The 13,137-nt window shown below is 66.2% G+C and carries 9 protein-coding genes; 7 read left to right on the top strand and 2 right to left on the bottom strand.

Features of this window, described 5'->3' with window-relative positions:
- Positions 1–27: 27 nt before the first annotated feature.
- The 6 genes from AB1L88_RS16640 to AB1L88_RS16615 all read left to right on the top strand — a co-directional run bounded on the left by AB1L88_RS16640 (position 28) and on the right by AB1L88_RS16615 (position 9,130).
- Entirely contained in the window at positions 28–1,329 is a 1,302-nt protein-coding gene (locus AB1L88_RS16640) for an efflux RND transporter periplasmic adaptor subunit (RefSeq protein ID WP_367097802.1), read from the top strand.
- Positions 1,330–1,421: 92 nt separating this feature from the next.
- Complete coding sequence (locus tag AB1L88_RS16635; RefSeq protein ID WP_367097933.1) at positions 1,422–2,081, top strand: ABC transporter ATP-binding protein; 660 nt, start codon at positions 1,422–1,424, stop codon at positions 2,079–2,081.
- Entirely contained in the window at positions 2,075–3,289 is a 1,215-nt protein-coding gene (locus AB1L88_RS16630; protein WP_367097801.1) for an ABC transporter permease, read from the top strand. The genes AB1L88_RS16635 and AB1L88_RS16630 overlap by 7 nt, the downstream gene beginning before the upstream one ends.
- Positions 3,290–3,605: 316 nt before the next feature.
- On the top strand, positions 3,606–6,707 hold the full coding sequence (locus AB1L88_RS16625) for a PSD1 and planctomycete cytochrome C domain-containing protein (protein ID WP_367097800.1): 3,102 nt from the start codon (positions 3,606–3,608) through the stop codon (positions 6,705–6,707).
- Complete coding sequence (locus AB1L88_RS16620; RefSeq protein WP_367097799.1) at positions 6,700–8,178, top strand: DUF1501 domain-containing protein; 1,479 nt, start codon at positions 6,700–6,702, stop codon at positions 8,176–8,178. Before AB1L88_RS16625 ends, AB1L88_RS16620 begins: the two co-directional genes overlap by 8 nt.
- Positions 8,179–8,251: 73 nt before the next feature.
- Positions 8,252–9,130 carry an alpha/beta hydrolase gene (locus AB1L88_RS16615; RefSeq protein ID WP_367097798.1) on the top strand — a complete coding sequence of 293 codons (879 nt, stop codon included), beginning with the start codon at positions 8,252–8,254 and terminating at the stop codon, positions 9,128–9,130.
- 111 nt (positions 9,131–9,241) lie between these two features.
- Here AB1L88_RS16615 and AB1L88_RS16610 read toward each other — a convergent pair whose 3' ends face one another.
- A complete protein-coding gene (locus AB1L88_RS16610; protein ID WP_367097932.1) occupies positions 9,242–12,046 on the bottom strand; it encodes a serine/threonine-protein kinase in 2,805 nt (934 codons plus the stop codon).
- 128 nt (positions 12,047–12,174) lie between these two features.
- On the bottom strand, positions 12,175–12,846 hold the full coding sequence (locus tag AB1L88_RS16605; protein WP_367097797.1) for a sigma-70 family RNA polymerase sigma factor: 672 nt from the start codon (positions 12,844–12,846) through the stop codon (positions 12,175–12,177).
- Between the two features lie 95 nt (positions 12,847–12,941).
- Between AB1L88_RS16605 and AB1L88_RS16600 the strand changes: the two genes are divergently transcribed.
- A partial coding sequence (locus AB1L88_RS16600; RefSeq protein ID WP_367097796.1) for a hypothetical protein occupies positions 12,942–13,137 on the top strand: 196 nt, incomplete at its 3' end.

Here is a 13,137-nt window from a genome sequence, read left to right as displayed (position 1 = left end):
TCGGCGGTTCGAGGGGACACGACGACGATGCGACGAAGCCTACTTCTGGGATCCGGCATGATCATCCTGGTCGTCGCCCTCGCCGCCGCCAACCTCCGGCGCGACCAGGGCCTCTACGAACTCGACTGGCAACTGATGCGGACCCCGCCCCGCGAGGTCGAGCTGGCGCCCCCCGGCCGGGCCGAGATTATCGAGACGATCTCGGCCACCGGCACGGTTGAGCCGGTCGAGGAGGCCGAGATCGCTCCCCAGGTGGTCGGCCGGGTCGTGGCGGTGCATGTCGAGGACGGTGATCGCGTCTCGGCGGGTGATTTGCTCGTGCAACTGGACCCGACCGAGGCCCAGGCCCGGCTCGCATCGGCCGAGGCCCGGATTGATCGGCTCCGGGCCCTCATCGTCGATGCCGAGGAAGACGTTCAGAAGGCGACCCGAGACCTCGACCGGACCGGGACGCTCGCCAATCGCAACGTCGCCACGCCGACCGAGCTGGCCGACGCCCGGAGCGTGCTGGCCAAGGCCCATGCCTCGCTCACCATGGCCCGCAACGAGTTGATCGAGAGCGAGGCGATGCGTCGCATGAGCCAGCAGGAGCTGCAATACACCGAGATCCGGGCCCCGATTGACGGCGTCGTCGCCGATTGCGAGGTCGAGGTCGGAGAAGTCGCCATCGCCGGCACGACCAACCTGCCGGGAGCCCTGCTGATGTCGATCCTGAACCCCGACCTGATGCAAGTCCGCGCCGATGTGGATGAAACCGACGTCCCCCTCGTCCAGGCCGGCCAGCCGGCCCGGATCTACCTCCAGGCCGACCTGCTGACGGCCATCCCCGGGGTCGTGGATCGGGTTGCGCCCCGAGGGAGGCTGAACCAGGAGGTCGTCACCTTCGAGACGATCATCCGGGACGAGGGGGGCGACGAGTCTCCCCTCCGCCCCGGCATGACGGCCACCGTCGAGATCGAGGTCCGCCACGCCGCCGACGTCCTGAGCGTCCCGGTCCAGGCCGTCGTGCAACGCCGGCGCAGGGATCTGCCGGACTCCCCTGCCCTCCGGTCCTGGCTCGATCGGCACCCGCTCGCCCCCGGCGAGGCCGTGACCGACCTCGGCGCGCGCTACGTGACGACCTCCTTCGTGGCGATGGACGGCGAGGCCCGAGCCCGTCCGGTCGAAGTTGGCCTGAGCGACGAACGCCGCGTCGAGATTCGAAGCGGACTCGATCCCGACGAGCTCGTCATCGTCGGCCCGTTCCGGACGCTCGACGAACTCAAGGACGGCGACCCGATCATCGAGGCCGAGCCGGCCCCAGGCAACGAGGGCGAACACACGCCGTGATCGCAGACGACCCCCTTCCTCTCGACACCCCGGCCACCGTGGGAGAGTCGCCCCCGGTGATCCTGCTGCGGCAGATCACCAAGACTTACCTAATGGGGACGGAGAAGGTCCGGGCGCTCGACGGCGTCGACCTCCGGATCGACGCCAACGAGTTCGTGGCGATCATGGGTCCGTCGGGGTCGGGGAAATCGACCTTGATGAATATCGTCGGCCTGCTCGACGTGCCGACGAGCGGCCAGTACTGGCTCGCCGGCCGCGACGTCGCCCGCCTCTCGCAATCGGAGCAGGCCCGCGAGCGAGGCCGTCGGATCGGGTTCGTCTTCCAGACGTTCGAGCTGCTGCCCAGGCAGACGGCCTTGAGGAACGTCGAGCTGCCGCTGGTCTACTCCGGGGTCCGAGACCGTCGCGACCGGGCGGTTGAGGCGTTGCGGCAGGTCGGGCTGGCCGACCGCATGGGGCACCGCCCGAATCAGATGTCGGGCGGCCAGCGGCAGCGGGTCGCCATCGCCCGGGCCCTGGTGCAACGCCCTGCCCTGATCCTGGCCGACGAGCCGACGGGGAACCTCGACACCCGAACGAGCGGCGAGATCCTCGACCTGTTCGACGACCTGCACGCGAAGGGGCAGACGATCGTCCTCGTCACCCACGAGCCGGACATCGCCGCCCGCTGCCGCCGGGTCGTGCGACTGAGGGACGGCCGGGTCGAGTCGGACGACCCGAGCGGACCGGACGGGGGAACCGTCTCATGCTGATTTTCGCGAATGTGAACACGGCGATCGAGCAGATCTGGGCGAACAAGCTGCGATCGGTCCTGACGGTCGTGGGGATCGTCATCGCGGTCACCTCGACGATCACGGTCGTCAGCGTCGTCCAGGGGTTCACCGGTTACGTGTCCGACTTCCTCCAGGGGCTCGGGACGAACGCCATGTGGATCTGGCCCGAGCGCCCCGGGGGGGAGGCGGGCAAGCGGCTCGGCCGGGTGACGCTCGACCTCCGCGACGTCGAGGCCCTGCGCGCCGAGTGCTCGACCCTGCGGTCAATTTCCCCCTTGATCCCCAGGCCCTCGGTGGCCGTGGCACTCGGCCGGACCGAAATCACGACCCAGCTCGAGGGGGTCTCCGCCGAATACCACGCGATTCGCAACCTTCCGGTCGAGGTGGGCCGCCCCTTCGCGTTTCTCGACGTCGAGCGGCGTCATCCGATTTGCATCCTCGGCCGGGAGGTCCTGCGCAAGCTCGATGCGGGGGATGACCTGGTCGGCCGGACCTTGCTCGTCGACGGCCGCCGCTTCCGGGTCGTCGGGATCCTCGCCGAGAAGGGGAGCGTGCTGGGCAATAGCCTGGACGACCTGGTGTTGATCCCCTACACGGTGGCCATGACGATGTACCCGGCCACCCGGACGTCGATTGCCCTGACCGCCCGGGCCTTCGACGAGGAGCAGGTGCCCGAGGCCAAGGCACAGATCGTCAGCCTCCTCCGCCGCCGGCATCGCCTCGAAGCCTATCAGCCGAACGACTTCCAGATCCGCACCCAGGACGAGCTGCTCACCGCCTTCAACAGCATCAGCATCGCGGCGACGGCCGTGCTCGCGGGGATCGTCGGCATCTCGTTGCTCGTCGGCGGCATCGGGATCATGAACGTGATGCTGGTCAGCGTGACCGAACGGACCCGGGAGATCGGCCTTCGCAAGGCCGTGGGTGCGCGTCGCCGCGACATCATGCTCCAATTCCTGACCGAGGCCGTGGGCCTGAGCCTGCTCGGCGGCGGCCTCGGCGTCGGCCTCGGCTATGCGCTCACGGCGATCGTCAGCCTGCACCCACAGATGGTCGACGTGGCCGTGCCGCTCTGGGCCGTCGCGCTGGGCTTCGGGATCTCCGCGGGGACCGGGGTCGTCTTCGGCATCCTTCCCGCCTTGAAGGCCGCATTGCTGAATCCGATCGACGCCCTCAGGCATGAATAAGCGCTGAATCCGCGTCGGCGAGGCGGTAGATTCCAGAGGGGCCAGCGGCGACGTTCTTGACGGAATCACGTACCGAAGGCTTTGCCTGGACATCATTCGGGCGGGACGATACGCTAACAGTGTTGTGTCCTGAACGCCGATTCCGCTCGGTTCGCGCCGCCTCTTCGAGCCAATAATGAAGACCTCGCGGGACGATGATGTGTTTCCATCACCAGAGGGTCTGTCGGCCCGCCCCTCGGCTTCACCAGGGTTGCGCTTGCTGCGGCCAATCGCCTGACGTGAGCACGCCAATATGCTCGAATCCGACCATCGACGTGTGCACGGTCGACTCCTCCTGCTGACCTCGTGCTTCTGCGTGCTCCTAGGCCGGGCTCCCGCCGTGTCGGAGGACGGCCCGTCCTACAATCGAGACGTCCGGCCCATCCTTTCGGAGCACTGCTTCTCCTGCCACGGCCCCGATTCGGAGGGCCGCAAGGCCGATCTTCGCCTGGACCGCTTCGACGCGGCGACGGCCGATCGGGGAGGCTACGCCGCCCTGGTGCCCGGCGATCCCGAGTCGAGTGAGCTGGTCTACCGCATCGAATCGGACGATGCGCTCGACGTGATGCCTCCGCCCGGGTCGCACAAGAGCCTGAGCGACGACCAGCAAGCGGTCATCCGCGCCTGGGTCGCCTCGGGGGGCGCGTACGAGCCACACTGGTCGTTCGTCCCGCCGAGGCGCCCCGCCCTGCCCGAGGTCGGTCCAGGGCATGAGGCGCCTCATCCGATCGATGCCTTCATTCGTCGTCGGCTGCGTGAGGAGGGTCTTACCCCCGCCCCGGAGGCCCCGCCGCACACCTTGATTCGACGCCTCTCCTTCGACCTCACCGGGCTCCCTCCCGCCCCTGACGAGGTCGATGCGTTCGTGTCCGACCCGACCGATGAAGCATATCGAGCGGTGGTCGACCGGCTCCTGGAATCGCCGCATCACGGCGAGCGGCTGGCGATGTGGTGGCTCGACGCGGCCCGGTACGCCGACACCGACGGCTTCCAGCAAGACGAACTCCGGGACAACTGGCCCTGGAGAGACTGGGTGGTCGACGCGTTTCGGAACAACATGCCCTTCGATCAATTCACGATTGAGCAGTTCGCCGGCGACCTGCTTCCCGATCCCTCTGCCGAGCAGATCCTGGCCACCGCCTTTCACCGCAACCACATGACCAACGGTGAGGGCGGGCGAGACCCCGAGGAGTCTCGGATCGATTACGTGATCGACCGGGTCAACACGACCGGGACGGTCTGGCTGGGCATGACCCTCGGCTGCGCCCAGTGCCACACGCACAAATTCGACCCGATCTCACATGCGGATTATTACGAGCTGTTCGCATTCTTCGACAGCATCGACGAGGACGGCCGGGCTGGCCGAGCGGCAAGGCCCTATCTCAAGTACCAGTCCCCCTACGCCGCGCGTGCCCTCCGCGAGGCCGAGCAGACGGTCGAGCAACGGCAGGCCGAGGAAGCGTCGGCCCGGGCGGATGCTCGGCTCGGATTCGAACCCTGGCTGGCGGATCAGATCGAGCGAGTCGCCGACGGATTCCAACCGTGGCACACCCTTCAGCCCACCGCGCTGGAGTCGATCGAGGGGACCATCCTGACCGAGACACCCGACGGGACCATCCAGGCCGGCGGGCCGAACCCGAGGCAGGACGACTACCGCGTCATCGGGTCCCCTGCCCTCGACCGCATCACCGGCATCCGGCTCGACGTTCTGCCCACGCCCGGGGGCGATACGATCGGCCTGGCCCGGGGAGACCGTGCCGAGTTCATTCTCACTGATGTCAAATTACTCGTCCGTCGGCGGGGGCAGTCCCAGGTGCGTCCGGTCGCGATCTCCGGGGCCATCGCCGACGCCGAGCGAGACGTCCAGGGGCGCGATTACGGCCGGGTCGCCGACACCCTCGACGACGACCCACGCAATGGTTGGACCGTCGGCCCCGAAGTGGTCGACCAACCCCACCGGGCCGTCTTCGCCCTCGAGACGCCGCTCAGGCTGGAGGAGGACGAGGAACTCATCTTCGTCATGCTCCACCGATCGACCCAGGGCGACGCCAATATTGCCCGCTTCCGACTCTCCGTGACCGACCAGCCCGGGAGCGCGGTCCGATCGCTCGACCCGATGCCGCTCGACCGCCTCTCGCACGCACGCGTCACGGAGGTCGAGGAGATTCCCCCCGCGTTGCGGGACGACCTGTTCGACCAGTACCTGATCGACCACCCCTCGTATCAGGAGGAGCGGGCCAGGCTCGATCTGGCCCTTCGGCAGCGCGACGAAGTGCGCAAGGCGGCGGATCCGGTCGAGGTGATGGTCCTGGCGGATCGGGACATCCCTCGCACCACCCACGTTCTCGAGCGAGGGGTCTGGGACCAGAAAGGGGAGACCGTGGTCCCCGCCGTCCCCGAGGCCATCGCGCCTCGCCCGCCGGACCAGACCCGTTCTCGACTCGACCTCGCCGAATGGCTGGTCGCCCGAGACAACCCGTTGACCGCCCGGGTGGTCGTCAATCAGCTCTGGCAGCTCTGCTTCGGCGACGGCCTGGTCCGCACCCCGGAGGACTTCGGCGCCCAGGGCGAAGCACCGACACACCCCGAGCTGCTCGACTGGCTCGCCGTCGAGCTGATGGACCACGACTGGGACCTGCGCCACATCCTCCGCCTGATCGTGACCAGCGAGACCTATCGACAATCGAGCCGGTTTCGAGACGAGCTCCGGGACAAAGACCCCGAGAACCGACTGCTGGCCCGATCGCCCCGCTTCCGGTTGCCGAGCTGGATGATCCGCGATGCGGCCCTGCAATCCAGCGGACTGCTCAACCCCGCGATCGGCGGCCCTCCCGTCCGGCCGTATCAGCCCGAAGGCGTTTGGGAAGAGATGTTCATGGGCCGGCTTCGGTACGAGCCGAGCCAGGGCCCGGCCCAGCATCGTCGCACGCTCTACGCCTTCTGGCGGCGGTCGGCGGCACCGACGTTCCTCTTCGACAGCGCCCAGCGCCGGGTGTGCGAGGTCCAGCCCCGGCGGACCAACACTCCGCTTCACGCGCTCACCCTGCTGAATGACCGGGGCATGCTGGAGGCCTCGGCCGAGCTGGCCCGCGTCGCCATGACCGATCGGGAAGGGGTCGAATCCCGCCTCTGCCTGATCTTCCGCCGAATCCTCTCCCGGCCGCCGAACCCGCTCGAGCTGGACGTCCTCCTCCGCGAGTTTGAGCGCGCGTCCCGCTACTACGCTCAAACACCCGACGATGCCAGCCGGCTGCTCAAGGGGTTGGGTCGGACAGGGAATCAGACTCCCCCAGGCGGCCCGTCAGACTTCGAACGCGCCGCCTATACCATTGTCGCCAGCATGGTCTTCAATCTGGACGAGGCGATCTCCCGTGAATGAGTTCCCAGACCCCGCTCGCGATCCGGCCCTTGCGGATCGCCTCGCGATCTCGCGCCGATCCTTCCTGGGCCGCTCTTCAGGAGTCGGCCTGGGGGCGATCGCGTTGGGCCTGATGGAAGCGACCGCCTCGGCCCGGCCAGGGGAGATCGACCGGATCGGGCAACCGGGACTGCCCCACTTCGCCCCCCGGGCGAAGCGGGTCATTTTCCTGACGCAGTCCGGCGGCCCCTCACAGATCGAGCTGTTCGACCACAAGCCCGGCCTGGAGCGATGGGCCGGCAAGGAACTGCCCGACAGCGTCCGCCAGGGGCAGCGCGTCACCACGATGACCGCCAACCAGAAACAATTGATCATGCCGTCTCGGACGCGATTCGCCCGTCATGGCGAGGCCGGCGCGACGATCGGCGAATGGCTCCCCCACCTTGCCGAAGTGGCCGACGACCTCTGTTTCGTCAAATCGATGGTCACCGATCAAATCAACCACGCCCCTGCCATGACCAGGTTCCTGACCGGGCACCAACTGCCCGGCCGGCCGAGCATCGGCGGCTGGTCCAGTTACGGCCTCGGCAGCGAGAACCGCGACCTCCCCGATTACCTCGTCCTGATTTCCCGGATGCAGCGGCCGAGCGACCAACCCTTATATGACCACTACTGGGGCAGCGGGTTCCTCCCGTCGCGTTACCAGGGGGTCAAGCTCCGCAATGCGCGTGACCCGGTCCTCTACCTCCGCGACCCCGAGGGGATGCCCCGGCACCTTCGGCGGGGGATGCTCGATGGCCTCCGCGAGCTGAACCGATTGCATCTCGACGAGACCGGCGACCCGGAGATCGCCACCCGGATCCAGCAATACGAGATGGCCTGGCAGATGCAGTCGAGCGTCCCCGAGCTGAGCGACCTCGGCGACGAACCCGAGGAGATCTTCGATCTCTACGGGCCCGACTCGCGACGGCCCGGGACTTACGCGGCCAACTGCATCCTCGCCCGACGCCTCGTCGAGCGGGGCGTCCGATTCGTCCAGCTCTTCCACCCCGACTGGGACCACCACAGCCGCCTGGATTCGTGGTGCACCGCCCGTTGCCGCGACACCGATCAGGCCAGCGCCTCCCTGGTCAAGGACCTGAAACGGCGGGGCCTCCTGGACGACACGCTCGTGGTCTGGGGCGGCGAGTTCGGCCGAGGGGTCGCCGGCCAGGGCCAGTGGGACAGCCCCGAGGCCGGCCGCGACCACCATCCCCGCTGCTTCACCCTCTGGCTCGCCGGCGGCGGGATCAAGCCGGGCCTCACCCACGGCGCGACCGACGATTTCAGCTTCAACGTCGTCGAGGACCCCGTCCACGTCCGCGACCTCCACGCCACGATCCTCCACCTGCTCGGCATCGACCACGAACGGTTCACCTACCGCTACCAGGGTCTGGACTTCAAGCTCACCGGAGTCGAGCATGCAACGGTCGTGAAGGCACTCCTGGCGTGAACCCGCCCGGCCCGTCCCGATCGACCGCGTGACTCGAGTTTCGGCCGACCTCCCGAACCAAGGAAGATCCGACATGACCCCCAGGTCGATCGCGGTCTGCATGCTGCTCGTGCTCCTCCCCTGCGGGATGACCCCCGCGCAGGAATTGACCCGAGACGTCCCCTACGTCGAAGACGGCCATGAACGCCATGTGCTCGACATCTTCACACCCGAGCAAGAATCCGAAGAGGCCCTCCCGGTCATCGTCTGGATTCACGGCGGCGGCTGGCAGGTCGGCGACAAGAGCGACGTCGCACAGAAGCCCAGGGCGTTGACCGAACGGGGATTCGTCTTCGTCTCCACCAACTACCGCCTGCTGCCCGACGTGGACATGGAAACGCTGATGGGCGACGTTGCCAAAGCCATCGGCTGGGTGCATCGCCACATCGGCGAGTACGGGGGCGATCCCGATCGGATCGTCGTCGGCGGTCATTCCGCGGGCGCCCAGGTCGCGGCACTGCTCTGCATCGACGAGCGATACCTCGAGGCGGAAGGCGTCCCCTTCGATGCCCTCGAAGGTTGCATCCCCGTCGACGGCGACACCTACGACATCCCCAAGATCATCATGACCGCCGAACTCCGCCAGGCCCTCTACGGCGGCGAGATGTTCACCTTCGGCCATCGGCAGAAGTTCGGCAACGATCCGAAGAAGCACGTCGACTTCTCAACCGTGACCCACGTGGCCAGGGACAAGGGAATCCCGCCGTTCCTGATCCTCTACTTCTCCGGCAATCCCGAGACGAGAGCCCAGGCCCAGTGCCTCGAAACCGCCCTGAAAGAGGCCGAGATTCCGGTCCGGTCCCTCGGCAAAAGTGACAGCAACCACAGCCGCCTCAACGACGATCTCGGGACTCCCGACGATCCCGCCACGACGGCACTCTACGAATTCCTGGACACGCATGTGAAGCGCTGACCCTTCCTGATTGGGCAGACACGACCGGCTCGATCGGTTCGTCGACGGCCCCCGCGCCGGCGTGTTCGGAGAGCAAGGCTCACCCCATGCCTTCCTCTGCCACGCCCGGATTCAGTCTTTGCGGACCGGGATCCGGGCCATCGCTCCCGGAGCGAGGCCGGCGCGTTCCAGTCGGGCGCGGCGCTCGGCCACCATCGCCTGATACGCCCCCGAATTGGGCGCACGCCGCGCCGCCTCCTCGGCCGCCTCGATGGAACGATGCAAAGCGTCTCCCAACGCATGCCCATCAACCGGTTCGTGTTGCCAGAGATTCTTGGCCACCTGTGTCCAGTATTCGCTCAGCGCGGCGAAATAATCCGGCTCATCCCTTGCCTCGGCAGGCATGGCCTCCAATGCCTTCCCACACAAGCCAACAATCCTCTCCGAATCGCCAAGGTGACCACCAGTCCGGCACGCCATTGCGTAAGCGAGGAATTGCGAAATGCTGGCACTTGACGGTTCATCGAACGAAAACCGTCGAGCAACTGCCCCGCTACAAACATTCACGATAGCTTGAATTCGGACACGCTGAGGCTCGGATTCCGTAAAGGTCCGATCCCAGACAAGTCCGTACATCATGCTACTGCATTGAAGGGGAGTCAAACTATCCTGTTCGAAGATCCGTTCGATTCTGCTCAGGCCCTCATTAAACCATTCATCTGGCAGGGCTGCGTGCATCAGAATCTGGCCCAACTCTGAGTACGAATGAAAATAAAAGCTGTCGATCCCGTGCTCCGGTTCCGACAATCGATTCGGTCGGGTCTCGATCGAGTCCAAATAATGGGCGAGAACGTCCATTGCCTCGCCCGATCGATCCAAATCAAGAAGCGAACCAATGAACATAGAAAAGGCATGGTGCAGTGTTTGGGCAAATCCAGGATTGCCCGGATAATCGTCGGCTTCGCGTTCTAACTCGGAAAGACTGGAATCTATCAGATCAACAATCTCAGCACTCAACTCACGTCGAACGATTTCATTGTGTACCGTCCCTTTCTGAGTGTCGAGCGCCCTGGCGAGGAAGTAGCGATGCCTCGGGTTCTGGTCGAGGCTGACGAGCCGTCGAAGGGCATCACGCTCCGCGTCAGTTTCCACCAAATCGCGATACACATGGGCGAGATGTTCCAACGCGCCGGCATCGTCCGGATCGGCTCCCCAATGCCCTTCCAGCATCCCCTTCGCCTCGATGAGCACCTGGCGGCCCGTGTCATCGCCGCAGAAAATCAGATGAGGCCCGATCACCGATCTCATCATCGCGGCGCGTCGCTGATTCGGCGTCAGGGGCCCCTTCTCCGTCGGACCATCGCACAATTCAAGTGACCGATGGAGGACTCGGATCGCCTCTGGGATGTCCTGCATCGCATAGAGCATCTGCCCATACCACTGGGCCAGGAAGGCAGCATCGTGACGCAAGTCGTCGTCCGGCACGTAGGGAAGTGCTGCTACGAGTACCTCCAATCCCTCGCGAAACAGGTCCGCGGCCTGACTCGGCTTCCCTTCCATCGCTCGATGCCAGCCGATCTGGTGAACGATCTGGCTCAAGGTCCGGAGCAGAACGAGATCGTTCGGACGCCCCCGAAGCAACTCGCGGCAGGCGGGTAGCGCGGCTTCGAGTTCGGCGAGCGAAAGTACTCCTCGGGGGACGCTCGGGTCGTCTGCCTTGCTAATAATGGCAAGCAACTGCCCGGCGGCCTGGAACATCTGCTCGGCCTCCTGGCGACTCGCCTCGGCCTCCGCCCGGCGTCGCTCGGCCTCGCGAGAGCGTTCCAGCGCCAGGCTCTCATTGGCGGAAGCCTCGGAGCGTGCCGCCTCCGCCCGCCCGAGCAAGACCAGCGATGTGGCGCTGGTGAGTGCCAGCCCCATCATCAACGCCGATCCCACCGGGTGCCGACGGACGAACCGCGACGACCGCCGTACCGGACCGATCGGCCGGGCGAGGATGGTCCTGCCTTCGAGGAACGAATCGAGGTCGTCGGCAAGGGCTTCGGCCGTCGCATAACGACGATGCGGGTCTCGTTCGAGACACTTCAGAGCAATCGTCTCCAGGTCTTTCGGGAGTTTCCGGACGATGCTCCGAGGCAGGGTCGCGTTCCCTTCCAGCACCCGGGCCAGAGTCTCCTGGGGAGATGCCTCCTGAAATGGCGGCCGACCGACCAGCAAGCAGTAGAGGATTGCCCCCAGCGCATAGATATCCGCAAATGTCTCGCTCTTCGCCCCGCTCCCCTGGACCAGTTCGGGGGCCATGTATTCGGGGGTCCCGATCCCGGCGAGGGTCAGTGATCGGGCCGATTCGCCGATCGGCCGAGCCAGGCCGAAATCCGCGACCTTGGGCCACCAGGCCGATGGCGGGGCATCGCTCGGCGAGTCGATCAGGATGTTCCCCGGTTTCAAATCGCGGTGGATCAGGCCGCGAAGGTGCATATGATGCACCACCCGCGCAACCCGAGCGAGCAATCGGGCCGCGTCCCGGTACGCCATCATCGGTCTCAGGCGCAAGCGATGGGCAAGAGATCCCCCCGCCACGTACTCCATCACCAGATACGGATATCCGTGGGTCATCCCCACGTCGTACACCTGCACGGCGTCGGGGTGCCGGACCTGCGCCGCGGCCCGAGCCTCGGCCAGGCACCAGGCGCGCCATCTCGGGTCGGCCAGGGGACCGCCGGGGAGGACCTTGATGGCCACCTCGCGGCGCATCGCAGTCTGCCAGGCCTTGAAGACGGTCCCCATCCCGCCCCGGCCGAGGCGGTCGCCCAGGACATACCCTTCAATCTTCGGCGCCAACCCCACCGGCTCACACCCGGTCGCCGCCAGCCCGAAGAACGCAGACACGTGGTCCGGCAATGCCGTGCCGAAGGCCTCCCGGACGGCTCCCTCCATCTGCTCCAGGCAGTCCGGACACTCGAGAACATGCAATTGAATTGCGTGGAGACGTGCGTCGTCCCGGATCTGGTCATCCGAGGCCCTCAGGAACCGTTCGATCCCCTCCGCAGCCGGGCAGGCATGGCTCATGATCCGTCCCCCAGGTCATCCATCTCATCCCAGATCTGCTTGAGCACGGCCATCACACGCGCCCGTGCCGCCCGGACCGCACCCGGTTTCTTGCCCAGCGCCAACGCCGCTTCGGCGGGCGATCGCCCCTCGACCTGCACCAGCCAGAAGGCTTGCCAGGTATCCACGGCGCATCGGGCCCGAGCCCGCTCTTGAACGCGAGCGATGCGATCGCGCAGGACTCGCCAGGAGTCAGGCCCGTCACACCCCTCTCCCTCGTCCTCCTCGTCAGGATCGGGATCGATGACCGGCCAGGGCCACTGCGTCGGATCGACGGTCATCTCCCTGATCCCCGCGCCCCGGCCGTCGCCCCGAGCCCAGAAATTCAGGATCGTGCTCCGCGTCAGTGTCCGCAACCAGCCCCGGAACGATCGCGAAGGATCGTACGCGAAGTGCCTGATGGCCCTCGCGAGCCGGATCAGGACCCGCTGGACAAGTTCTTCGGTTTCCGTATCGCTCAACCCCGCCCGCCGGCACTCGCCACGAATGACCGGCAGGCACCACTCCACAAACTCATTCCAGGTCTGCACATCGGACCAGATCCGGGCACGCAATAACAGGCTCGGCCTGGTCCTCTGCTCGGAGTTCGGCTCGTCCGAATCCTGCGATCCAGGAGACGTCTCCGCCATCTCGCCACCCTCGCGTGCGCGTCTGGTGTACTGATCAATGACAGGAACTCTGCACGGGCCCATGCTTCGATGTTGCAACGAGCATAAACCCCTGCGTGTTCTCGGTCCAGCCGCTTTATCACCTTTTGCGCACTTTTAATTCGCGCAAACTTGGACCGATCGCCGTCCGCGCCGACCGAATCAAGATCCTGCAATTCCCTCTTGCCTGGTTGCTCTCTCGCCTTCTCGGTCTGCTTCCCAATTCGATTCAACGTCGGGCTGTGCCCGTTTGGCTCACCAGAAACCTCGGAC

Origin of the sequence: Tautonia sp. JC769 (genome assembly GCF_040717455.1) — a bacterium.
In the GTDB taxonomy this organism is placed as follows: Bacteria; Planctomycetota; Planctomycetia; order Isosphaerales; family Isosphaeraceae; genus Tautonia.
This window is presented reverse-complemented; position numbering and strand designations above follow the sequence as displayed.

Bases quoted from the DNA above. Each gene is read 5' to 3' on its own strand.
- AB1L88_RS16640 (WP_367097802.1), top strand. From the start codon at position 28: ATGCGACGAAGCCTACTTCTGGGATCCGGCATGATCATCCTGGTCGTC.
- AB1L88_RS16610 (WP_367097932.1), bottom strand. From the start codon at position 12,046: ATGGAGGGAGCCGTCCGGGAGGCCTTCGGCACGGCATTGCCGGACCAC.
- AB1L88_RS16630 (WP_367097801.1), top strand. From the start codon at position 2,075: ATGCTGATTTTCGCGAATGTGAACACGGCGATCGAGCAGATCTGGGCG.
- AB1L88_RS16605 (WP_367097797.1), bottom strand. From the start codon at position 12,846: ATGGCGGAGACGTCTCCTGGATCGCAGGATTCGGACGAGCCGAACTCC.
- AB1L88_RS16615 (WP_367097798.1), top strand. From the start codon at position 8,252: ATGACCCCCAGGTCGATCGCGGTCTGCATGCTGCTCGTGCTCCTCCCC.
- AB1L88_RS16635 (WP_367097933.1), top strand. From the start codon at position 1,422: ATGGGGACGGAGAAGGTCCGGGCGCTCGACGGCGTCGACCTCCGGATC.